Origin of the sequence: Nocardia sp. MH4, from assembly GCF_019266065.1 — a bacterium.
GTDB classification, from domain to species: Bacteria; Actinomycetota; Actinomycetes; order Mycobacteriales; family Mycobacteriaceae; genus Nocardia; species Nocardia canadensis.
On sequence record NZ_LPNR01000057.1, the window covers coordinates 1 to 23,124 of the forward strand.

Below are 23,124 nucleotides of genomic sequence, written 5' to 3' on the forward strand. Positions count from 1 at the left end.
TGCGACCGGTTTGTAGACGGCCTTGTCCATGCTCAGCTGGGGGGTGAGGGTGGCGGTGCGGCCGGTGATCTCGGCGGCGATCGGGAACTCGAAATCGTCGACGGCGAAGGTCAGCGGCGTCGCGGCGACGACGGTGCCCGCCGTGTCGCGCACCTGCAGCGCCCCGTTGTCCACCACCAGCGAGCCCTGCTCGATCTCGATGATCGACGCGGTCTCGGTGGCGTGGGCGGTGAAGGACACCGGTCGCTCCGGCGCCTGCGCGTGCGCCGCCCCGGTGGCGGCCGTCAACGCCGCCAGCGAAAGCACGGCGGGCACTACGAATTTCCTCATCAACATGCGTCTTCCTCATCATTTCCGATCGAGCGAGCGCTCGACTGTCGCATCTTAACGATAATGGTTATCATTAGCACCTTGCTCGAGGCTGGGAGGCTACGTGGGACATCTGCTGATGGTGGAGAGTTGGGTCGGCTCGATGAGCACCCTGCTCCCGGCGGGAATCAAGGACACCGGGCACAGGTTCAGCTTCCTGACCAGGGATCTCGCGCACTACCTCCGACCGGGGACACCGACCCCGCACCCCCTGCTCGCCGCGGACAACGTGTTCACCGCCGAGACCAACGACGAGGCCACGCTGCTGCCCTACGTGCGAAAACTGCACGAGGTCTTCGGTTTCGACGGCGTACTCACCTCCTGCGACTACTACCTGCCGACGGTCGCCGCGATCGCCGCCGACCTCGGCCTGCCGGGCGCCGGGCGCACCGCCGTGGCCGACGCGTGTGACAAGTACCGGACCAGACAGCTCTGCCACGCCGCCGGTGTCGCGGGCCCCGCCTTCGAGATCGCGCAGGACTGGGACGAGATCGTCGGCGCCGCCGCGATTCTCGGCTATCCACTGGTGGTGAAGCCGGTCGATCTGTGCGGCGGGATGTTCGTGCGCCGCGTCGAGAACGAGACCGAGCTGCGTGCCGCGGTGGACCGGATCGCCGGGTTTCCGGTGAACGCGCGTGGCCAGCGCCGCTCACCACGGGTGCTGCTCGAGGAGTGTGTCGACGGACCGGAATTCAGCGTCGAGACGGTGACCGTGGGTGGCCGCACGACGGTGATCGGCGTGACCGACAAGCAGCTCACCGGGGAACCCGCGTTCATCGAAGCGGGTCACATGTTTCCCGCCGCGCTGTCGGACACCGAGACGGCGGCCGTCGTCGAACTCGCGGTGGCGGCCGTCGCCGCGCTGGGCCTGGACGCGACCGTCGCGCACACCGAGATCAAGCTGGGCGCGCGGGGCCCGCGCCTGATCGAGGTGAACCCGCGGCCCGCGGGCAACCGCATCACCGAACTCATCCGGCGGGTGACCGGAATCGACTTGGCCGCGACCTATGCCGAGGTCGCCGCGGGTGGCGTCCCGGATCTGACACCTCGCCCGACCGCGGTGGCGAGCGCGGCGGTCGCGTTCGCCGTGCCCACCGGGACCGGCGAACTCACGGGCATCGACGGCGCCGCCCACTGGGCCGAGGATCCCCGGATCGTGGAGTACACCCTCGCGGCGCTCGGCACGCGGGTGCGGCCGGCGACCGACAACAACAGCTACCTCGGTCATGTCATGGTGACCGACACCGCGCCCGGTGGCGCGGGTGAGCCGGCCCGAAAACTGATCGCAGACCTGCGCTTCGAGCTCGCCGCGCCGGGTGGTCCGGCATGACCGTCGCCGCCTGTCCCCCCTCGGTCGCCGAACTCACCGAGTGGGCGCGCGCGGGCCTGCTCGGGCCCGACGCCACGTCCCTGCACGCCTCGACCGCGTTCCGCACCACCTACGGCACCCACCACCCAGGCCGGACCCGCGGCTACCGCAACGAGGTGCTGAGCATCCGGCTCGGCGCGGCCGTCGGCTCGTGCGGGCTCGAACCCGGCACGGCCACCACCGAACTCGTCGACGACTGCGTCGCGGCCTCGATCGCGGAGTTGCTCGCGCATCCGCGCGCCGAGGTCCGGATCGCGGCCCTGGACGCCTACCTGATGCACACGCGGCCGCATCCGCGCGCGGCCGGGGCGACGGGCGAACCGGTGGTGATCGACGGGCCGACCTCCCTGACGAAGTCCCGTCGCCGGGCCATGGCGGTGGTCGACCTGCTGCCCGCCGGGGTCGGCAAGGTGCTGGTCGTCGGGGTGGTCGGCTCGCTGCTGGCCGAACTACGGGCGCGGGCGATCGAGTATCTGCCGTGTGACCTCGCGGGCGGCGTCACCGAATGGGGTGAGCCCGTGTACGAGTCCGTCGCGGCGGCCCCGCCGGACTTCGACGCGCTGCTGGTCACCGGAATGACGCTGGGTAACGGCAGTTTCGACACGCTGCGCGCTATCGCCGTCGATCGTGGTCTCCCGCTGGTGCTGTTCGCCCAGACCGGGAGCGCGGTGCTGCCGTGGTTCCTCGGCGCCGGCGTGCACGCGATCTCGGCCGAGCCGTACCCGTTCTTCTCCCTCGACGGCGGACCCAGCACCGTCGTCACCTATCGAGAGCGCTCATGACCACACCGCAGCCCGCCCTGCTCCAGCTCGTCGGTGGTACGCCCGTCGTGCCGATCGCCACCGAAAGCAGCTGGTACACGGCGAAACTCGAAGCCGCGAGCATCGCGGGCATGAAGGCCCGCGCGGCCCTGTCGATGCTGCGGGGCGCTACGGCCCGCGGCGAACTGGCGCCGGGCGCGACCATCATCGAATCCACCAGCGGCACCCTCGGTCTGGGGTTGGCGCTGGCGGGCAAGGCACTCGGACATCCGGTCCTGCTCGTGGTCGACGACGAGCTGGAACCCGAACTGCGCTCGCTGTTCTCGGCCTTCGGGATCACCCTCCAGGTCGTCGCCACCCCGCACCCGACGGGCGGGTGGCAGCGCGCCCGGCTGGACCGGCTCGCCGAACTGCTCGCCGCGACACCGGGCGCCTATTGGCCCGACCAGTACGACAACCCCGACAACGCGGGCGGCTACCAGGCGATGGGTGCGGAGATCCTCGACCAGGTCGACACCGTCGATGTGCTCGTCGCCTCGATCGGCTCGGGCGGACATTGCGCCGGGCTCACCCGGGTACTGCGCACCCGGTGGCCCCACCTGCGGGTGATCGGGGTGGACGCGGTCGGCTCCCGCATCTTCGGCCAGCCCGACCGGCGCAGACTCATGCGCGGTCTGGGCAGCAGCATCCTGCCCCGCAATGTGGCCTACGCCGATTTCGACGAGGTGCACTGGGTGGGTGCCAGTGAGGCGGTCGCGTCGTGCCGTCGGCTCGCGGCCTCGACCGGGATCGCCGGCGGCTGGAGCACGGGCGCCGCCGCCCTGGTCGCGGGCTGGGCCGCCGACCGCGCACCGGAAGCCCGGGTGCTCACCGTGTTTCCCGACGGGCCGCACCGTTACCTGCGCACCATCTACGACGACGACTGGTGCCACGCCAACAACCTGCTCGGCCCGCACGCCCACGCACCGGCAGAGCTCGAATCGCCCACGGGGTCAGAGGTGACCGGCTGGGGCCGCTGCGCGATCGTGCGCGATCCCGCCGCGGAGGTGACGGCGTGATCCGGCTCGCCGGCAGCCGCGCCGGGTTCGCGGTCGCGCGGCGGGGCCGCCGGATGAGCGGGCCGGCCACGTTCCGCGCGATGCCGGGTGCGGTGCGGCTGCTGCTGGTGAATCACCTTGTCGGACATATCGGCTTCTACCTGCTGGTGCCCTTCCTGGCGGAGTACCTCCTCGACGACCTCGCCCTGTCGGCCGCGGTGGTCGGTGTGGTGCTCGGGGTCCGCAATCTCAGCCAGCAGGGACTGTTCCTGGTCGGCGGCTCGGCGGCGGACCGGCTCGGCGCCCGCGGCGTGATCATGACCGGACTCGCCGTCCGGGCGCTCGGTTTCGCACTGTTCGCCGTGGGCGGGTCGCTGCCGGTGGTGCTGGCGGCCTCAGTGCTCACCGGTTTCGCGGGGGCACTGTTCAATCCGGCGGTCCGGGCCTTCATCGCTCGTGACAGCGGTGCCCGTTCCGCGCAGGCGTTCGCGCTGTTCAACGTGTTCGGCAACGCGGGCTCAGCGATCGGTCCGGTGCTCGGCACCGTCCTGATCGCGGCGGGCTTCCGGATATCCGCGCTGGTCGCGGCGGCGATCTTCGCGGTGCTCGCGGTGGTGCAGTGGCTGCTGCTGCCCGCCCGACCGGTGCCCCGGCACGACGGCGGCGTCGGGGCCGACTTCGCGACGGTGTTCACCGATCGCCGGTTCTGGGCCTTCACCCTCGCCCTGATGCCGATGTTCGCGCTGCAGAGCCAGATCTACTTCGTGTTCACCCTGCAGGCACAGGACAGCGCGGGGCCGGGGCACGGTCCCGCCGCGGTGGCCGCGCTGTTCGTGGTGGAGACGATCGCGGTGGTGGCGTTGCAGGTGCGGGTCACCACGGTGCTGGCGCGCCGATCGCGGCGGGGGCCCGCGATGGCGCTCGGGATGGCGATCATGGGTCTGTCGTTCCTGCTGCCACCCGCCCTGGCGGGGCTCGTCGCGGCGGCGGGTGATGGTCTGGTGGGCACCGTGATCCGCGTCGCGCCCGTGGTGGCGGCCGCGGTGCTGCTGGCGCTCGGTGTGACGGCGGTGCAGCCGTTCGTGAACGAGGCGATCGGCCGCTTCGCCGGGAATCGGCTGACCGGAACGTATTTCGGTGCGTTCTATCTGGCGTCGGGGGTGTTCACGGTCGTGGCCACCTCGGTGATCGGCTGGATACTCGATCGCGCGGGCGGATCGCTCACCTGGCCGCCCGCCCTGCTCTGCGCGGCGGCGGGACTGCTGTCGGCGTTCGCCCTGCTACGCCTGCACCACCACGACGTGCTGCCCGGCCCCGGCCCCGAGACCATCGACACCGACGCCCCGCCGGCTCCCCCAGCGCGCATGCCCGGCGCCACCGATGCCGTCGCCCCTGCGACTTCCCCCACGCGCAAGCCCGGCGCCACCGGTAGCGATGCCCCTCCTGCTCCCCCGGGCCGCATTCCCAGCTCCACCGGCATCGGCGGAACTCCCGATCTCGCGGCCCGCGCGCCCGGCGCCACCCGTAGCGGTGCCTCTCGCGGGGCGTCGGCGGCCACGGTACCCAGCGGCGACTCTCCCGGCGAACGGCGGTGACACCGATGACCACCGACCTCACCGCGTCCGGGATCGGCGTCGGGCGCGCCTACGGCAGCTGCGGGGAACTGCTGCAAGGCGTCACCGCGCGTGATCGGCACTTCCTGGTCACCCTGCCCATCCGGCGCGGCTCCGTGGCCGTCTTCGAGCCCGGCGGCGACGGCATCACCGTGGTGCCGGAACAGAAGTCGAAGGCGCGCAGGCTGGCGAGCGCGATGGTCGCCCGGTCCCGGGTGCTGCGGGGCGGACGGCTGACCCTGCACAGCGAACTGCCCGAGGGCAAGGGCCTGGCCAGTTCCACCGCCGACCTCGTCGCCACCGCTCGCGCGGTCGCCGACGCCGAGGGCCGCACCGTGCCCGTCGACGAACTCGAGGCCGACCTGCGCGCCATCGAACCCTCCGACGGCGTCATGTATCCGGGCACCGTCGCCTACTTCCATCGCGAGGTCAGGCTGCTCGCCCGGCTCGGCACGCTGCCGCCGCTGACCATCGTCACCGGCGACGAGGGCGGTGCGGTCGACACCGTCGAATTCAACCGCGCCGGGCCGTGTTTCGGCCCGGCCGACAAGCGCGAATACGACCGGCTGCTGAGCGAACTGACGGTCGCGGTCGCACGCGGCGACCTCGCCGGGGTCGGGGCGGTCGCCACCCGCAGCGCGGTGCTCAGCGCGACGCTGCGGGACCGGCCGCATCTGGACGCGACGATCCGCGCGGCGCGCGCGATCGGCGCGCTCGGCGTCGTCGTCGCGCACAGCGGCACCACGACGGGGATCCTGCTGGCCGACAGCGATTCCCGGCTGCGCGAGCAGGTTCTCGCCGCGCGGCGCATCTGCGACGGCTTCGCCTGCTCGGTCACGGTGCACCACTCGTGGCGGCCCGCCGTCGACACGCCGCCGCGCGAGCGCGCCCACCTGTCGTCCCACCCCCGAGCAGAGAGCACACCGCGATGATCACCGTCGACCAGATCCGCTTCACCTACGACGGCCGAACGACCCTCGACGACATCACCTTCCAGGTCGACCAGGGCAGCACGATCGGGCTGATCGGGCCGAACGGGTCCGGCAAGTCCACCCTGCTGCGGTTGATGTATCGCGCGCTGCGCCCGGCGGGCGGCACCGTCGTGATCGATACGACGCCGGTCGACCAGTTGCGCGGCCGGGCGCTCGCGAGCCGGCTGGCCGTGGTCGCCCAGGAATCCCCGCCAGACACCCCGGTCACCGTCGCCGAGACGGTGCTGCTCGGCCGGTCGCCGTGGGTCGGTGCGTTCCAAGGGTATGCACGCGCCGACCGGATCGCCGCCGCGGCCGCGCTCGACCACGTCGGGGCGCGAGCGCTGGCCGAACGCCGGTTCGCGACCCTGTCCGGCGGCGAACGGCAGCGCGTCCTGATCGCCAGGGCGCTGGCCCAGCAGGCCGACCACCTGCTGCTCGACGAACCGACCAACCACCTCGACATCCGCTACCAACACGAACTGCTCGGCCTGGTCCGCGGCCTCACCGCGACCACCACCATCGTGGTGCTGCACGAGCTGAACCTGGCCGCGCGCTACTGCGACCGGCTCGTCCTGCTCGACGGCGGCCGGGTCGCCGCCGCGGGCACCGTGTCCGACGTCCTGACCCCGGAAGTCCTCGAGCCCGTCTACGGCATCCCGGTCCGCCGGACCACCGCCTTCGGCGCGATCCAACTCCTCTTCGGCCCCACCGACGAACCGACAGCCGCCCGGGCCAACCAACCGGCGGCCGCCCCGGCCGACCGATCGGTGCAGGCGCGAGCATTCACCGCGGACCCCGGCGATCCCGACACACCGAGCGACGACACACCGTCGCCCGCGACCCGAGAGGCGGTTGCGCGATGACCGCGACGCTCACGATCCCACCCACGGTCGACGATCTCGACCACGCCCGGCACCGGCGGCGCGCGCTCCTGCCGGCCGGTGTACTGGGTGTCGCGCTCGTGGTGACCCTGCTGGTGGCCGCGGGGCTGGGGCCGGTGGCGGTGCCGCCGGGCACGGTCGCGCGGATCATCGGCCACCACACCCTCGGGCACCCGGTGACGGCCGACTGGACCTCCGCGCAGGACTCCATCGTCTGGCTGGTGCGGGTGCCCCGGGTGCTGCTCGGCGCGCTCGTCGGGGCGGCACTGGCGATCACCGGTGCGGTGCTGCAGACCGTGGTGCGCAATGTGCTCGCCGACCCGCACATCCTCGGCGTCACCTCCGGCGCCTCGACCGGCGCCGCGGTGTATCTGCTGTTCGGGATCACCGCGGCGACGACGGCGACGGCCCTGGCGGCGAGCGCGTTCGTCGGCGCGCTGGCCGCCACCGCGCTGCTGTTCGTCATCGCGCGGATCAACGGACAGCTCACCTCGCTGCGGCTACTGCTGGGCGGGGTCACGATCGGCTACATCTTCGCCGCGGCGACCAGCTTCCTGATCTTCGCCTCCGACCGGCCCGAAGGCGCCCGGACGGTGCTGTTCTGGCTGCTCGGTTCGCTGGCACCCGCCGCGTGGTCCTCGGTGGCGACCACGGTGGCCGTCGTCGCGGCGACCACGGTCGCGGTGCTGCTGCTGGCTCCGCGCCTGGACGCGCTGGCCGCGGGCGACGACACCGCGCGCACGCTCGGCGTCGCCCCGAACCGGATCCGGTTGTGGGCGTTGCTGATCGTCGCGCTGGCCGTCGGCGCGGTGGTGGCCGTGGCCGGTGCCATCGGCTTCGTCGGGCTGATCGTGCCGCACGTCGCCCGGCTCTGCGCCGGTGCGGCGCACCGACAGCTGCTGGTGGTCAGCGGGCTGCTCGGGGCGCTGTTCCTGGTGGTCGCCGATGTGGCCGCGCGGACGGTGTTCGCGCCGCGCGAGCTGCCCATCGGCATCGTCACCGCAGCCGTCGGCGCGCCCCTGCTGCTGATCCTGATCCGGCGCTTCCAGGCCCCGGCCTCCTGAATTCTTCGCTCCACGAAAGGAAACCCGATCACCGTGTTCTCAGGTGTCTCCGCGTCGCGCCGTGCGACGTTGCCCGTTCTCGCCCTGCTCACCAGTGCCGTCGTCGCCGGGTGCGGCACGCCCGCCCCGGCCACCACCCCGGCCGCCGACGGCTTCCCGATGACGATCTCGAGCTGCGGTCGCGAGGTCACCTTCACCGCGCCGCCGCAGCGCGTCGTCACCGTCGGGTCCATCGCCGCTCCGCTGATCGCCGCGGCGGGCGCGGCCGATCGCATCGTCACCCGCACCTTCGAAGCCGCCGCCTTCCCCGGCGAATACGGCGATCGGCTGAAAGGCATCGAAATCACCGCGCCGACCGCGGAACTCGCGCGCGAGGAGATCATCAGCCGCGCCCCCGACCTGGTGGTGAGCGTCGAAGGACTCTCGGTGACCCCCGACGACCTCGCCCAGGTGAACATCCCGCTGATCGTGACCCGCGGCTACTGCCGCGACGCGGCGGGCACCTTCGAGGACGTGTTCGCCGACATCTCCCTCTACGGCAAGCTCTTCGGCACCGCGAGTGCCGCCGACGCCGAGGTCACCGCATTACAGCGCCGCGTCGACGCCGTCACCCAGCGGCATCCGGCAGGCGCCGCCCGCATTCCGGCCGCGGCGCTGATCATCTCCCGCGACGGCGCCCAGCTGAAGGCCTACGGGGCCAAGAGCACCGTCGACGCCCAGATGAAGATCCTGGGCCTGGACAACATCTACGGCGGCATCGACAAGCGCAACTTCGAAGCCAATACCGAGACCCTCATCGCCCGCGATCCGGCGGTGATCATCCTGCTCACCCAGGGCGATCAGACGCCCGAGGCGGTCCGCACCGCGCTGCGTCAGCGACCCGAACTCGCCGGGCTGCGCGCGATCCGCGACGACCGGATCATCGTGGCGCCCTTCGGTTACACCGGGCCGGGACCGGTCGCGGTCGAGGGACTGGAAGTGCTCGACCGGGAACTGGAGCGGGTGCGATGACCACCGCCACCACCGACTATCTCGTCCGGCCCGCCGGACTCGCGGATCTGCCGGGCGCGCGCAGCGTCATGCTCGACACCTTCTATCGCGTGTTCGGCATCGGCTACCTGCCCGAATACCACCAGGACGTGATCGATCCGGAGAACGCGTACCTGCGCGAGCCCCGCCATCGGCTCTGGGTCGCCGAACACGACGGCGCGATCGTCGCGACCACCGCGGTCCGGGCGCAGGGGCCCGCGCACCCACCGCATCCGGCCGAGCTCGCCCTGGCCTATCCGGACGCGACCACCGCGCAGCTGTTCCGGGTCTACGTCCGGCCCGAACACCACCGGCGCGGCCTGGCCACCCGGCTGGTCGCGGCGGCGATCGAGCACGTGCGCGCCACGTCGTCGTTCGAGAAGCTGTACCTGCACACCGACGCGCGGACACCCGGCGCCCTGGAGTTCTGGCTCACCTTCGGCCGGGTCGTGCACGACGCGCGCGGCCCCCACGACGGATTCCAGACCGTGCATCTGGAAATCCCGCTGGACCGGGAACAGCCGCGCTGACAGGGGCAGCTGGCGCGGCGGCGGCACACACGGCACTATCGAGGCCGTGGAACGATTTCGAATCGGACAAACCACCCAGTCATGGGACGTGGTGTCGTGACCGCGCTGGCTCCCGGCGAGAACCGCCCCGCCCCCGGTGACGAGCTGACCGTCACCGTGGCGAGTTCGGCCTCGGTCGACGTCTCGGCCCTGTTGCTGAACACAGCCGGAGTCGTGCGTTCCGACGCCGACTTCGTCTTCTTCAATCAGCCGACCGGGCCCGGCGTCGTCTACCGGCACGGCAACGGCGGACCGGACGTGGTGCAGGTGCGGACCTCCGCGCTGCCCGCCGACGTGGACAAGGTGGTGGTGACCGCGAGCCTGGACGGGCGCGGTCCCACCACCTTCGCCGCCGTCGGCGAGCTGACCACCACCATCGGATCGACCTCGGGGACACTGACTTTCCCGATCCCCCGGCTCACCACCGAGAGCGGTGTCGTGTGTGTCGAGATCTACCGGCGTGGTGACGCGTGGAAGGTCAGGGCGATCGGGCAGGGCTACGACGACGGCCTGGCCGGGATCGCCTCGGCGTTCGGCGTGAACCTCGACGACGAGCCGGAACCGCCCGCGCCCACCCCGCCGCCCGCTTACCCGCCGAGCACCCCGCCCGCCACTCCACCGGGCCCGCCCCCCGCCTACCCACCGAGCGCGCCGACCGTGGCCTTCCCGCCCGGCCAGGCCGCGCCCGTCCCACCTCCGCCGTATCCGGGAGCTCCCGCCCCGCAGTCTCCGTTCCCTTCCCAGCAAGGAGCCCAGCCCGTGCACAGCGACCTGTTCGACCCCTCGCACGCCGAGGTCAACGGCCTCGGGATCCAGAAGCAGGGCGGCAAGATGATCAAGGTCGGCCTCAACGGCGAGGTGATGGCCAGGGCCGGTTCGATGGTGGCCTACCAGGGCGACCTCCAATTCCAGGCGCTCGGCTCCGGCGGCATCGGCCGCGCCATCCGGCAGCACCTGACCGGGGAGGGCGTGCCGCTGATGAAGGTGACCGGCCGCGGCGACCTGTTCGTCGCCAACAGTGCCGCCGACGTGCACATCATCGACCTCGACGGGACCGACGGCCTCACCATCAACGGCGCCAACGTGCTGGCCTTCGACTCGACCCTGCGCTACGACATCGGCCGGGTCCAGGGCGCCGCGGGCTACGCCTCCAACGCGGGGCTGTTCAACTGTGTGTTCACCGGCCGCGGCCGCATCGCCATCACCACCCACGGCACCCCGGTGGTCCTCACCGTCGACCAGCCCACCTTCGCCGACCCCAACGCCGCGGTCGCGTGGTCGTCGAGCCTGCAGACCGGGATCAAGCGCAACGACTCGTTCGGCCTGGGCAGGCTGATGGGCCGCAGCACCGGTGAGGCGAGCACGCTGTCGTTCACCGGGCGCGGCTTCGTCATCGTGCAGCCCTCGGAGATGCCGCCCGGCGGCTTCATCGGCGGCACCGGCGGCGGCCAGCAGGCGGGTCATTCCGGCGGCATCTTCGGCTAGATCACGGGCTGTCCCTGGTCGGCGCCGTCACGCTGCCGCCACCGCACCAGCCCCGCGCAGCCGAGGATCACCACGGTGGCCGCCGCCAGCGGTAGCGCAGTGCGCGTGGCGACGGTATAGGTGTCGGGCGTGTACGCCGTCCAGCCCAGCTCGAGCTCGGACCCCCGGCCGGCCCGGCTGTTCTCGAACAGCCGGGCCAGCACGGGCAGCACCGACACGCCGATCACCGTCATCGGCGAGACCGGCAGGCAGGCGCCGACCGCGAGGCCGATGGCGGCGGGCAGGACGAATCGAAAGGCCAGTTCGGCGATCACCGCGCCGCCGCTCAGCACCGCCACCAGGCCGCTCAGCGTCACCAGCGCGCACAGCCCGATCCCGGCCACCGGAACCCGCCACCACACCGTGCCGACCAGCGCGCCCAGCGCCAGCGCGCCGATCTGGATCGACAGGCCGATCCGGTCCGGCCCGACGCCGACCACCGGATCGACCGCGATCGCGGCCGAGATCGCCAGGATGGTCAGCACATAGACGGCCTCGACGGGCGGCAACCACAGGCTCACCGCGACCACACCGGCGACCGCCACCACCGCGACCGTCACCGACGGATTGCCCGGCAGCACGCCCAGCGCCCAGATCAGCGCACCGGCTGCCAGCGGAACCCCGGCACCGACGGCCACCGCGCGCCCTGACGACACCGGCGCGATCCGCTCCCGCCCGACCACGAAACCCGCCGCCAGCAACGCGATCACGGCGGCGACGAGCAACGGCCAGCTGTCGGGCAGGTCGGGCACGGTGCGCGTGGTCAGGTAGTCGGCGTAACGCCGTGACAGTTCGACACTGTCGTCGATGCGCGCGCCGTACAGCACCGCGATCATCGATCCGACGACGAACCAGGTCTGTCCGCCGGGCCGCAGCACCGCGGCCGCGATCAGCAGCCCGGCACCGATACTGCCGAGAACCCATTGCTCGGACCAGGTCCCGGCGGACTGCAACGCCGCGATCGCGACCACCATCGCCAGCCCGGCCATCCCCGCCGCCACCGCGACCAGATATCGCGCCCGGAACCGACCGAGCAGCACGACCACGGCCACCGCGACGACGGCCGCGATCACCGCGGCCGACCCCGGCCCCGACCCGAACCAGCTCGCCCGCCCGTCGCGCGCGACGACGGCGAAGTTGGTTCGCGTGTGGCCGATGACGTACCCGCTGAGGTAGCCACACAGCAGACCGACCGCCCCGATGACGAACGCACGCCCGTTCATTCGCAGCACGATAGCCGCCGACCGTGCTCAGCGAGCACGAATCAGCGGCGCGGTCAAGCGGTGATCAGGAGCCCGCGCGCTCCTTGCGGGCCTGACGGCGGGCCTCCCGCATCGCGTTGAGTTCCTGCTCCAGGCTCTCGGCGATGCGGAATTGGCCGGTGTCGTAGACGTTGACCGGCTCGATCGCCTCATAGCCGAAGTTGGCTTCGGCGAAGGCCTTTTCGACGCGCGCCTCGATGTCGGAGATGGTGCTCTTGCGGGCCGCGGGGACCGAGTCGGTGGACTTCACGGTCTCGGCGGGCTTGGCCGCTTCGGCGGGCTCGGGCGCGACCGACGGCGGCGCGACGGTCTTCTTGGCCGCGGTCTTGTCCGACCCCGGCTTGCCGATGCCGAACCGCTTGCGCTTCTCGGCGGGCTTACCGTTGCCGGTGGCGATCGGCTCGGTGGGCGCCCAGGCGGGTTCACGGCTGATCGGCGCGGTGGCGGCGGCCTGGTCGGCGGCGAACGCCTCGGCACGGGCCTGACCGGTCATCGGCGGCGTGTAGGTGAGGCGCACCCCCTCGGTGGCGTGCCGGTTGAGCATGCTCTCGGCCGGGTCGGGCATGTCCCTGACCTGGCTGGTCGCCCGGGTGATGGCCAGGCCGTACCTCGCGCTGGCGGCGTCGTGGATGAGCAGCGCGACACCGATCATCACCGGCGCGACGGCGTGCACCGCGGCGTCGTACCACCGGCCATCGCGCACATACGGGTAGGTGTTGAGGGTGACGGTGAGGCCGAGCAGCGCGATCTCGGCCATGGCGACCTGGCGCCGGTTGTCGATGACGCCCCACTCGGCGACTTTGTTCGTGCCGACCATGATGATGATCAGACAGACGCTGATCATCGCCTCGAGCAGGTAGCTGAACCAGTACAGCGGATCGCTCGGGCCGCCGGGAGCGATGTTGTGCTGCACGTTCACGGCCGACCACAACATGCCGGCGCCGACGACGCCCGCCAGCGCCTTGAGCGACCACGACCGATGCCGGTACAGCGAAGCCAGCTTCGCGTGCGGGCTCGATTCGCGCCGCTGGGCGGCCATCGCCTTCCTGGCGAGCAGCAGATCTCGCATGTCGGCCTTCTCGATCGCTTCGGTGGTGCTCCTGGCCCGGTCGGAGGCCTGCGCCATCGCTTGGGTGTGCTTCCAGCGCTGTTCGCGATCCTGTTCACGGATGCGTTCGGCGAGTTCCCGCTCCGCGCGCAGCTCGTCCTCGGACAGCGCGTCGGTCAGCGCGGGATCGAATTGATAGGCGAGGCGCCCACGCGCCCGTTCGACGCGCTGGGCGAGCTGGCTGACATCGTCCTCGACGGGAGACTCGATGGTCATGCCTGACCACCGCCCCGGCATCGCGAAGGCAGACGGGTGACCACACGTGTGAACGGCACACGCCATTAATAGTCCATACACCCTCCGGTGCGAAACCGATGCTCCGACACCGCTGCCCATTCTCGGCGCGCCGCGAGCGACACGCGCAGGCGATACCGGTCGGTAGCGCGACCCCGAAAGATAATCGCCGACCTCCGCGCGGACCACTGTTTTCGCACCTTCGGTGCGGATCCGTTGTCGAACAATGTTCGCGGACAACGCGAATCGGGCACGCGTTTTACGCCGTCAAGGTAGCGTCCGCACACCGGCCCACGCCGGCGAGAATTCATTATTGCCACTTCGCCAATAGTGGTCCACACTGTATCTGTAACCACTGGTCACCCCTGGACCAGTGCTGTGCCGAGCCGTAAGGAGACTCGATGGCCGTGAACCGGTCCAGCTGGATGAACGAGGACCTGGACGCCCTGCGCGACCTCGCCCGTGCCTTCATGGCCAAGGAACTCGTCCCCAATATCGACAAGTACCGCGAGCAGCACCACGTGGACCGCGACCTGTGGAACAAAGCGGGTGAAGTGGGTCTGCTGTGTCTGTCGATCCCGGAGGAGTACGGCGGCGGTGGCGGCACCTTCGCGCACGAGGCCGTCCTCATGGAGGAGCAGGCCCGCGCCGTCGACACCTCGTGGGGCGTCAGCCTGCACAACGGCATCGTCGCCCACTACCTGCTCGCCTACGGCACCGAGGAGCAGAAGAAGCAGTGGCTGCCGAAGATGGCCAGCGGTGAGGTCGTCGGCGCGATCGCCATGACCGAGCCCGGCACCGGCTCCGACCTGCAGAGCGTCAAGGCCAAGGCCATCCGCGACGGCGACGAGTACGTCATCAACGGGTCGAAGACCTTCATCACCAACGGCGCGCAGGCCGACCTGATCATCCTGGTCGCCAAGACCGACCCCACCCAGGGCGCCTCGGGCGTGTCGCTGGTGCTGGTCGAGGCCGACCGCCCCGGCTTCCGCCGCGGCCGCGTGCTCGACAAGATCGGCCAGAAGGGCCAGGACACCTCCGAGCTGTTCTTCGAGGACGTGCGCGTCCCGGTGACCAACCTGCTCGGCACCCAGGAGGGCCAGGGCTTCATCCAGCTGATGCAGCAGCTGCCGCAGGAGCGCCTGATCGTGGCCATGGGCGCGGTCGCGGGCATGGAGATCGCCCTCGAGCACACCCTGCGCTACACCAAGGAGCGCGAGGCGTTCGGCCGCCCGGTCTTCGGATTCCAGAACACCAAGTTCAAGCTGGCCGAGGTCGCCACCGAGGCCCGCATCGCGCGCGTGTTCATCGACGACTGCGTCGAGAAGCACATCCGTGGCGAGCTCGACATCCCCACCGTCGCCATGGCGAAGTGGTGGACCACCGACCGCGCCATGCAGGTGGCCGACACCTGCCTGCAGCTGTTCGGCGGCTACGGCTACATGAACGAGTACCCGATCGCACGGATGTGGGTCGACAACCGCGTCCAGCTGATCTACGCGGGCACCAACGAGATCATGAAGGAGATCATCGCCAGGAGCCTGTAACACTCCTGCGCACAGGGGGTCTCGACCGGCCGCGAGCCGCAGCGACGCTGCTGCTCGCGGCCGGTTTTCGTGGTTGAGCTGCCATTTCGTGACCTATCCGGACCTGCGATGGAGACGAATGTCCTTCGGAAGCGGTGCAAACGCGGGCGACGAGGACGGTGCGGCAACAGTGGACACGGACGGCGGTTCATCGGGTGCACCCGGACAGGAACCGGTACTGCCGGACCGTGAACACATGATGCAGGCGGTCTGCGGGTTCGCCGGCGACGGTGATCCCGTCCTGCGCGCCGCGCACGAACTGGCCGGTCTGCACGAACGCCGCGAACAGCTCGTACCGGGCGATACCAGCGAGATCGACTGGGAGCGGGCACGTCTGGTCTGCGAGATCGACCGGTGGGTGGTCATCCGCTCCCCCCGGCCCGCGACGACGGCGCCGATGCACACCGAGAGCATCGGCGCCGTCGTCGATCGAATGGCCCACTTCGCCGCGCTCACCTATCGCGCGCTGGCCTGCGGCGCCGAATCCGAACTGCGCGCGGCCCAGCTGCGCCTGCACGAACTGGCTTGCGGCTACGACGATCTCATCGTCGAGGTGGCCAACGGCGCGCGCCGACTGCCCGACGGCCCCGAAGGCGACAGCCCGGAAAGCGGTGGCGCGCAACCAAGCCGGAACCGCCCGCGCACCGAATAACAGTCGGTGCGCTGCCCGAACCGGCCACGGAACCGGCGCACCACCGCTCCACGGCCGCGCCCGGGTTCACACCCACCCTCCCCCAGGTCCGGCGCGGCAGGCGGACCCCGTTCTTCGGGCGGCGGGGCCCGTTCACTACGCCGATATCGCCACGACCACGTCGGCCACACCCCCCATCCACCTTCGCCCAGCCGACACCCGAACCGTCTCGGCAGGCGGCGAACGGAGCTCGGCCCGAGATACCCGTCTGCCAACCGCACCGCTCGTCAACGCAGCTTCCGTCCTCTCCGAGCGCCCACCGGCATCGGGCGCACCGCGGCCCCCGGTCCGCTGCGAACCATCGCGCCAGCCGACGACCTGCCCTCGCGAGGGCCGCAACGCCACGCCACCGCAGGCAGGCGAGCGGATCGCCACCGCACAGCTGACGCACCCGCGCGTTGACGTGCCCGCACGAGCCCCAGCCACCGCGCAGCTGGAGCACCCGCCCGTTGACGCAACGGTGCGAGTCCCAGCCGCCAGGCGATGACGCACTCCAAGTTCCAGCCACTCGCAGCGGACACACACGCAAGGTTCTCGGCCGCCGCGCCCGAGCAGCCGACGCGCGCTGGGCAATCCGGGTGGCCCCGGAGCCCAGCGCGCGCCGGGGACTCAGAACAATCGCAGGGCCACCAATCGCCAACGGTCCCTGGTCGATTCGATGCGGCCCGCGACGGCGAAGGTGCGGTCGCCGCGCTGGTAGGAGGCGAAGATCTCGGCGCCACCGGGATCGGTGGCGGTCACGCGCACGCGCGTCAGGGAGGCGGCACCGAGCGCGCGGCCGGGCGCGAGGTTCTGGGTGAGCATCGTGCGCACCGCGGACAGCACCAGCGGGTCGGTCATGGAGCGCAAGTGGTCGACCGGCCTGCGCCGGTCGACGACCTCGAGCACCAGTCGCACCACCTGCTCGGCGAAACGCGCTGCCCCGGTGTCGGATTCGGCGCGGCTCCGGGCGCCCTGCACACAGGACGCGCGCACCGCCCGGCGCACCCCGTACGGCGCGCCACCGGCATCGCGGCGGCGCGGAACGGAAACCCGATGCGGCACACCAGCGTCCGCCCGCTGATCGGCGAGACCCGGCTCGCAGTGCGGCGCCCGCGACAACGACAGTCGATCCGTAGACATCACTCGTCCCCTTCGAGTCCGCCCACCCACTCCCCAGTGCTGGCGCACAGCATGCCACGAGGGTCCGACAGGTGTGCGCGGAATTCAGAACAGGGTCATCGGCCCGTCGGGCGCGGGCGTCGGCTGCGGCGGCAGGCCGGGCACCACGGCGGCGACCGCGTCGTGGAAGCGCCGGGCCAGCGCGCGGGCGGCGGCGTTGTCGGGGGTGTGCACGAAGACCGTCGGCGAGCGACCCTCCCGCAGCCACTGCGCCACGGTCTCGACCCACGGCTGCCAGCCCGCGACGGTGCGCGCTTCGTCGGCGCGGCCGTGATAGCGCACGACGGGATACTCCGTCAGCGCCCGCATCCGCCGCGGCACCCGCGGTTTCTTGGCGCGCGCCTCGTACTCCGACGGGTCGCCCGCCGGTCCGTCGAACAGCACGGTGGTGTCGAAGGGCACCCACTCCGCGCCGATCCGGCCCAGCACCCGTTCCAGCTGCACCGCCGCCCGCTCGTCGGTGAAGAACGCTGGATGCCGCACCTCCACCGCGCAGCGCAGCCCGTCGGGCAGCTCCCGCTGGAACCGCGCCAGCGCGCCCAGATCGGTGGGCCCGAACGACGCGGGCAACTGGATCCACAGCGCGTGCACCCGCGACGCCAGCGGCGCCATCACGTCGAGGAAGGCCCACAGCTCGCCCCGCGCGTCGACGAGTCTGCGCTCGTGGGTAACGGCGCGCGGTGGCTTGAGCACGAACCGGAAGTCCGGCGCGGTCTGGCGAACCCAGGACTCGACCGTCGCGGCCGACGGAGTCGCGTAGAAGGTGGTGTTGCCCTCGACGGCGCCGCAGTACCCCGCGTAGGTCCGCAGCCGCTCCCCCGGCGCTACCTGGCGCTGCTGCCACTGTGGGTGCTGCCACATCGCACACCCGACCCGCAGCTCCCGCACAGGCCGACCGTAGTACAGCGATCGGCCCCGCCTAAAATGAGACCGGTTGCCACCATTCGCCCCGTGAGCGTGCCCCGGTGCGCGCACGACGGAAAGGGCCTGTGATGGCGATTCTCACCAGCGAACGGCCCGGTGCCGTCACCGGCACGCGCACGCGCGCCTGGCTCGGCGTTTCCGCGGCGATGGTCGCGATCGCATGGGGCGGCAACGAGTTCACGCCGCTGTTGGTGATGTACAAGAACCACGGCCTGCCGCTGACGGCGGTCGATCTGCTGCTGTTCTACTACGTCCTCGGCATCGTGCCCGCGCTGCTCATCGGCGGCCCGCTCTCGGACCGGTTCGGCCGTCGCCCGCTGATGCTGCCCGCCCCGCTGATCGCGGCCGCCGGATCGCTGCTGCTCGCGGCGGGCGCCGCCTCGGTCCCGATGCTGGCGGCGGGCCGGATGCTGTGCGGCGTCGCGCTCGGCCTGGCCATGGCGGTCGGCGGCAGCTGGCTCAAGGAACTGTCCCAGCCGCCCTACGCCGCGGCCGCCGCCGGCGTCGGCGCGCGCCGCTCGGCGATGAGCCTGACCGCGGGTTTCGCGCTCGGGGCCGGCGTGGCCGGGGTGCTGGCGCAGTGGGGCCCGCTGCCCGATTCCACCGCCTATCTCGTCAACGCGGTGCTGTGCGTCGCGACCTCGCTCTGGCTGGCCAGGTCACCGGAAACGGTCACCCGACAGCCGAATCCGGGCAGGCTGCGCGACGATCTGAGGATTCCCGCCGCGGGCCATCGCCGGTTCCTGCGGGTCGCGGTGCCGATCGCGCTGTGGCTGTTCACCGCCAACGCGACCGCCTACGCCGTGCTGCCGACGCTCATGCTGCCACGCGTGCAGGACGCCCCGATCGCCTTCTCCGCGCTGGTCACCATGGTGACGCTGGGCTGCGGTTTCACCATCCAGTCGGTCGCACGCCGGATCGACCGGCCGGGCACCGCGCGGGCCGCGGTCGTCGCCCTGGTGCTGCTCACCGCGGGCATGGTGCTGGCGTCGTGGACCGCGGCCACCCTGAGCATCCCGGTGACGCTGCTGACCGCCGTCGTGCTCGGCAGCGGCTACGGCATCGGCCTGGTCGCCGGGCTTCAGCAGATCGAGCGGATCGCGGGCCCCGGCGACCTGGCCGGTCTGAACGCGGTGTTCTACTCGGTGAGCTATCTCGGCTTCGGCGTGCCCGCCGTCCTGTCGGCCCTGCACGGCGGCTTCGGCTTCGGCTATCCGGCCATGTATCTGGTGGTCGCGCTGATCGCCGCGGCCTGCCTGGCGCTGGTCGCCGCGAACTACCGCGAGCCACGGGCGTGAACCCGATCGAGACTCTGCGGCGCTGGACGGATTCCGGCGCGATCTGGCGGGTGCTGGCCCGTCGCGCCGGCTCGGTGACCATCGGCCTGTTCGAGTGCACGGGCGGTCAGGAAGTCGACCGATTCACCTCCACCGACCCGGCGCTGCTGCGGTTCCTCGGCGATCGCACCAGCAGCGAGGACTGACGCGGGGTTAGGCTGGGTGCCGTCATCGCTTCACGTCACGTCGGCCGTCGGGCCGGTCCGCTCAGTGAGGAGAGATCATGTCGGCACCTACCAAGGGACTGTCCGCGGGGACCTGGGTCATCGACCCCAGCCACTCAGCCCTGGAATTCTCCGTACGGCATCTGATGGTGAGCAAGGTGCGCGGCCGATTCACGATCTTCGCCGGCACGCTCGTCATCCACCCCGACGGTGCCGCCGACGCCGACGTCGAGATCCAGGTCGACTCGGTCACCACCGACAACCCGCAGCGTGACGCCCACTTGGCCACCGCCGACTTCTTCGACGTATCGCACTACCCGCTCGCCACCTTCAAGGCCACCGGCTTCCGGCCCAGCGGCACCGAGTTCGACGTCACCGGCGACTTCACCATCCGCGGCACCACCCGCCCGGTCACCCTGTCCGTGGAGTTCCTCGGCGCCGGCCCCGGCATGACCGAGGCTCCGGTCGCCGGCTTCACCGCGACCACCACCATCAACCGCCGCGACTTCGGCATCACCACCGAGATGCCGATGGCCAACGGCGGCGCCGTGATCGGCGACAAGATCACGATCTCACTCGACGTCGAGGTCGGCTTGCAGGGCTGATCGGGCACCGGGCACAGGGAGGGCGAATGTCAGGACGTCGTTTCCGGGCCGGGCTCGCTGCCGGGCTCGCGCTGCTCGTCGCGGCGTGTAGCGGCACGGCCACCGATTCGGGACCCGAGTCCACCGCCCCGCCCGACCCGGTCATCACCGTCGCGCCCGCGGCGGGCGCGACCGAGGTCGACCCGCTCGCGCCGGTGCGGGTCAGCACCAGCGACGGCAAGCTGACCTCGGTCACCATGACCAACGAGCAGGGCCGCGCCGTCGAGGGCATCTTCACCCCTGATCAGACCGCCTGGAAGCCCGCCGAGCCACTCGGCTACGGCCACACCTATACCGTCGGCGCCGAAGCGCTCACCGTCACGGGCACGGTGGGACCGATCGCCTCGTCGTTCTCGACCCTCGCGCCCAACAACCAGACGAAGGTGTATTTCCGGACCACCGGCGGCGCCGCGCTCGCCCCCTCGGGTAGTTACGGCGTCGGCACCGTCGTCGTCGCGCACTTCGACGAGGACGTCCCCGACCGGGCCACCGCGCAGCAGCATCTCAGCGTCACCACCGACCCGCCGGTCACCGGCTCCTGGTACTGGCTCGACGACCGCAACGCGCACTGGCGGCCACAGAACTACTACACCCCCGGCACCAAGGTCACCCTCGCCGCCGACATCTACGGCAAGGACCTCGGCGGCGGCTTGTACGGCCAGGAGGACACCGAGACCAGTTTCACCATCGGCCCCTCGCACGTCTCGATCGTCGACGACAACGACAAGCAGGTGCGGGTCTACGAGAACGGCACGCTGATCCGCACCATGCCCACCTCGATGGGAATGGGCGGCAGTGAGGTGGTCGCGGGCAAGACCATCACCTTCTGGACCCAGCCGGGCACCTACACCGTGATGGACAAGGCCAACCCGGTGATCATGGATTCCTCCACCTACGGCCTTCCGGTCAACTCCCGGCTCGGCTACAAGGAGAGCATCGGCTGGGCGACCAGGATCAGCACCGACGGCATCTACCTGCATCAACTCGACGACACTGTCTGGGCGCAGGGCAACACCAACGTCTCGCACGGCTGCCTCAACCTCAGCGGCGAGAACGCGAAATGGTTCTACGACTTCGCCCAGCCCGGCGACGTGGTGGAGATCCGCAACACCGGCGGCGCCCCGCTCGAGGTGTGGCAGAACGGCGACTGGAGCGTTCCGTGGGAACAGTGGCAGGCAGGTAGCGCACTGCGGTGAACCGAAGACACGACACCCCGGCACGTCCACCGCGCCGGGACACCCCCGGATATGGACCACAGCGAATCGGCAGGCAGACCCGCCACGCCGACCCCAGCGCCCGTCGCGGCGGCTTCCGTCGCGCCGCGCTGATCATGGCCAGGATGCTCGGGGCGACGACCGCGCTGGCCGTGCTCACCGGCACCGGCCTGGCCTGGTCGGCCAAGCAGGACTTCGACTCCGGCTTCACCCATTCCACCGCTCTCGGCGAGGACGCGCCGCGCTCGCGCGGTGGTGACGTCAACATCCTGCTGATCGGCCTGGACACCCGCAAGGACCTCGACGGCAACGACCTGCCCAAGGAGATCCTCGACCAGCTGCACGCCGGCGACGGCACCGACGGCGGCTACAACGCGAACTCGCTGATCCTGCTGCACATCCCGGCCGATCTGCGCAAGATCGTCGCGTTCTCCATCCCGCGCGACGACTACGTCCCGGTCTCGGGCATCCCGGGCTATTCACAGGTCAAGATCAAGGAGGCCTACGGCCTGAAGAAGGCCGCGGTCCAGGCGAAGTTGATCGAACAGGGCGAGAAGGACCCGGTGGTGCTGGAGCGGCGCGGCCGGGAGGCGGGCCGCGCCTCGATCGTGTCGACCGTGCGCAATCTGGTCGGCGTGCCGATCGATCGGTTCGCCGAGATCTCGCTGGCCGGGTTCTACGACCTGGCGACCGCGGTCGGCGGCGTGGACGTGTGTCTGAACAACGCGGTCGACGACAGTGCGTTCTCCGGCGCGGTGTTCCCGGCGGGCCGTCAGCATCTGGACGGCTCCGACGCGCTCGCGTTCGTCCGGCAGCGCCACGGGCTGCGCAACGGCGACCTCGATCGCACGCACCGCCAGCAGGCCTTCCTGACCTCGGTGGCCAAGTCGCTCAAGGACTCCGGCACGCTCGGCAATCTGAGCAGGCTCTCGGCGCTGATGGATGTCGCGCACAAGGACGTGGTGCTCTCCGACGGCTGGAATCTGTTCGACTTCGCCCGTGAGCTGGGCGCCGCGGAGTCGCTGCCGGTGGAGTTCCGCACGCTGCCGGTGGTGCGCTACGACGTGATCGACGGCCAGGATGTCAATATCGTCGACCCGGCCGCGATCAAACGGGAGGTCCAGGCCGCGTTCGGGCAGGAAGCACCGAAAACCACCACCACGGCGCCGATCCCGGCCAGCGTCGTCGATGTGCACAATGTCGGTGGCGTCGCTGGCCAAGCCGCGACCCTGTCGGCCGCACTGACCGCCCGCGGCTACCGGGCCGGCGAGATCGGCAACGGGACCGCCGACGACAGCCCCACCTCGTCTGTCACCTATGGCCCCGGTGCGGCCGCCGATGCCGAAACGCTCGCCGAAACCCTGGGCGGGCTACCGGTTTCCGCGTCCACCACGCTCGCGGCCGGCCACGTCCGCGTGGTCGTCGGCGCCGACTTCACCCTGCCCACCGAACTGACACCGACCACCACGACAACGTCCGCGACCCCGACGACCACCGTTCCCGGCGGCTCGACCACACCGCTGCCCGACGCGGGAAAGCCGGTCACCACCACCATCGGCAGCACCATCCCCTGCGTCAACTGACCACGGTGGCACCGCGGTTCGGCCAC

The 23,124-nt window shown here is 71.1% G+C and carries 21 protein-coding genes and 1 pseudogene; 17 read left to right on the forward strand and 5 right to left on the reverse strand.

Annotated elements, in window-relative coordinates; all coding sequences use genetic code 11:
• Window positions 1-330, reverse strand: a pseudogene (locus ATM97_RS03945) (hypothetical protein); the annotation flags it as partial.
• 103 nt (window positions 331-433) lie between these two features.
• On the opposite strand from ATM97_RS03945, the gene ATM97_RS03950 reads away from it, so the two are divergent.
• The 10 genes from ATM97_RS03950 (at window position 434) to ATM97_RS03995 (ending at window position 11,151) form a co-directional block, all read left to right on the forward strand.
• Window positions 434-1,699 carry an ATP-grasp domain-containing protein gene (locus tag ATM97_RS03950; protein WP_218716560.1) on the forward strand — a complete coding sequence of 422 codons (1,266 nt, stop codon included), beginning with the start codon at window positions 434-436 and terminating at the stop codon, window positions 1,697-1,699.
• Window positions 1,696-2,520: a hypothetical protein gene (locus ATM97_RS03955; protein WP_218716561.1), complete on the forward strand. Its 825-nt coding sequence runs from the start codon at window positions 1,696-1,698 to the stop codon at window positions 2,518-2,520. The genes ATM97_RS03950 and ATM97_RS03955 overlap by 4 nt, the downstream gene beginning before the upstream one ends.
• Window positions 2,517-3,557, forward strand: coding sequence for a PLP-dependent cysteine synthase family protein (locus tag ATM97_RS03960; RefSeq protein WP_218716562.1), 1,041 nt, complete (start codon window positions 2,517-2,519; stop codon window positions 3,555-3,557). The genes ATM97_RS03955 and ATM97_RS03960 overlap by 4 nt, the downstream gene beginning before the upstream one ends.
• Entirely contained in the window at window positions 3,554-5,131 is a 1,578-nt protein-coding gene (locus ATM97_RS03965) for an MFS transporter (protein WP_218716563.1), read from the forward strand. The genes ATM97_RS03960 and ATM97_RS03965 overlap by 4 nt, the downstream gene beginning before the upstream one ends.
• 5 nt (window positions 5,132-5,136) lie before the next feature.
• A complete protein-coding gene (locus tag ATM97_RS03970; RefSeq protein ID WP_218716564.1) occupies window positions 5,137-6,081 on the forward strand; it encodes a hypothetical protein in 945 nt (314 codons plus the stop codon).
• Window positions 6,078-6,986, forward strand: a complete 909-nt coding sequence (locus ATM97_RS03975; RefSeq protein WP_255586953.1) for an ABC transporter ATP-binding protein — start codon at window positions 6,078-6,080, stop codon at window positions 6,984-6,986. The genes ATM97_RS03970 and ATM97_RS03975 overlap by 4 nt, the downstream gene beginning before the upstream one ends.
• Window positions 6,983-8,068 carry an iron ABC transporter permease gene (locus ATM97_RS03980; RefSeq protein ID WP_218716565.1) on the forward strand — a complete coding sequence of 362 codons (1,086 nt, stop codon included), beginning with the start codon at window positions 6,983-6,985 and terminating at the stop codon, window positions 8,066-8,068. The genes ATM97_RS03975 and ATM97_RS03980 overlap by 4 nt, the downstream gene beginning before the upstream one ends.
• Before the next feature lie 33 nt (window positions 8,069-8,101).
• Window positions 8,102-9,079, forward strand: coding sequence for an ABC transporter substrate-binding protein (locus ATM97_RS03985; RefSeq protein WP_218716566.1), 978 nt, complete (start codon window positions 8,102-8,104; stop codon window positions 9,077-9,079).
• Complete coding sequence (locus ATM97_RS03990; protein WP_218716567.1) at window positions 9,076-9,627, forward strand: GNAT family N-acetyltransferase; 552 nt, start codon at window positions 9,076-9,078, stop codon at window positions 9,625-9,627. The genes ATM97_RS03985 and ATM97_RS03990 overlap by 4 nt, the downstream gene beginning before the upstream one ends.
• A gap of 81 nt (window positions 9,628-9,708) precedes the next feature.
• The gene (locus ATM97_RS03995) at window positions 9,709-11,151 is read left to right on the forward strand and encodes an AIM24 family protein (protein WP_218716568.1); all 1,443 of its coding nucleotides are present in this window, start codon (window positions 9,709-9,711) and stop codon (window positions 11,149-11,151) included.
• On the opposite strand, the gene ATM97_RS04000 is transcribed toward ATM97_RS03995, so the two are convergent.
• Together ATM97_RS04000 and ATM97_RS04005 are read right to left on the reverse strand one after the other, a co-directional pair.
• Complete coding sequence (locus tag ATM97_RS04000) at window positions 11,148-12,413, reverse strand: hypothetical protein (RefSeq protein WP_218716569.1); 1,266 nt, start codon at window positions 12,411-12,413, stop codon at window positions 11,148-11,150. The genes ATM97_RS03995 and ATM97_RS04000 overlap by 4 nt on opposite strands.
• A gap of 64 nt (window positions 12,414-12,477) precedes the next feature.
• Window positions 12,478-13,776 carry a hypothetical protein gene (locus ATM97_RS04005; protein ID WP_218716570.1) on the reverse strand — a complete coding sequence of 433 codons (1,299 nt, stop codon included), beginning with the start codon at window positions 13,774-13,776 and terminating at the stop codon, window positions 12,478-12,480.
• Window positions 13,777-14,195: 419 nt separating this feature from the next.
• On the opposite strand from ATM97_RS04005, the gene ATM97_RS04010 reads away from it, so the two are divergent.
• Both ATM97_RS04010 and ATM97_RS04015 read left to right on the forward strand, forming a co-directional pair.
• A complete protein-coding gene (locus ATM97_RS04010) occupies window positions 14,196-15,341 on the forward strand; it encodes an acyl-CoA dehydrogenase family protein (RefSeq protein ID WP_218716571.1) in 1,146 nt (381 codons plus the stop codon).
• 235 nt (window positions 15,342-15,576) lie between these two features.
• Window positions 15,577-16,032 (forward strand): DUF4254 domain-containing protein, encoded by a 456-nt coding sequence (locus ATM97_RS04015; RefSeq protein ID WP_218716572.1) that lies wholly within the window; start codon window positions 15,577-15,579, stop codon window positions 16,030-16,032.
• Window positions 16,033-16,680: 648 nt separating this feature from the next.
• Here ATM97_RS04015 and ATM97_RS04020 read toward each other — a convergent pair.
• A complete protein-coding gene (locus tag ATM97_RS04020; protein ID WP_218716573.1) occupies window positions 16,681-17,193 on the reverse strand; it encodes an Rv3235 family protein in 513 nt (170 codons plus the stop codon).
• A gap of 84 nt (window positions 17,194-17,277) precedes the next feature.
• Window positions 17,278-18,093 (reverse strand): DUF72 domain-containing protein, encoded by an 816-nt coding sequence (locus ATM97_RS04025; RefSeq protein WP_218716574.1) that lies wholly within the window; start codon window positions 18,091-18,093, stop codon window positions 17,278-17,280.
• A gap of 131 nt (window positions 18,094-18,224) precedes the next feature.
• On the opposite strand from ATM97_RS04025, the gene ATM97_RS04030 reads away from it, so the two are divergent.
• The 5 genes from ATM97_RS04030 (at window position 18,225) to ATM97_RS04050 (ending at window position 23,098) form a co-directional block, all read left to right on the forward strand.
• Window positions 18,225-19,454, forward strand: coding sequence for an MFS transporter (locus ATM97_RS04030; RefSeq protein ID WP_218716575.1), 1,230 nt, complete (start codon window positions 18,225-18,227; stop codon window positions 19,452-19,454).
• Window positions 19,451-19,639, forward strand: coding sequence for a hypothetical protein (locus tag ATM97_RS04035; RefSeq protein ID WP_218716576.1), 189 nt, complete (start codon window positions 19,451-19,453; stop codon window positions 19,637-19,639). The genes ATM97_RS04030 and ATM97_RS04035 overlap by 4 nt, the downstream gene beginning before the upstream one ends.
• Window positions 19,640-19,716: 77 nt before the next feature.
• The gene (locus ATM97_RS04040; protein ID WP_218716577.1) at window positions 19,717-20,262 is read left to right on the forward strand and encodes a YceI family protein; all 546 of its coding nucleotides are present in this window, start codon (window positions 19,717-19,719) and stop codon (window positions 20,260-20,262) included.
• A gap of 26 nt (window positions 20,263-20,288) precedes the next feature.
• Entirely contained in the window at window positions 20,289-21,497 is a 1,209-nt protein-coding gene (locus ATM97_RS04045; RefSeq protein ID WP_218716578.1) for an Ig-like domain-containing protein, read from the forward strand.
• A complete protein-coding gene (locus ATM97_RS04050; RefSeq protein WP_218716579.1) occupies window positions 21,494-23,098 on the forward strand; it encodes an LCP family protein in 1,605 nt (534 codons plus the stop codon). The genes ATM97_RS04045 and ATM97_RS04050 overlap by 4 nt, the downstream gene beginning before the upstream one ends.
• Window positions 23,099-23,124: the final 26 nt, after the last annotated feature.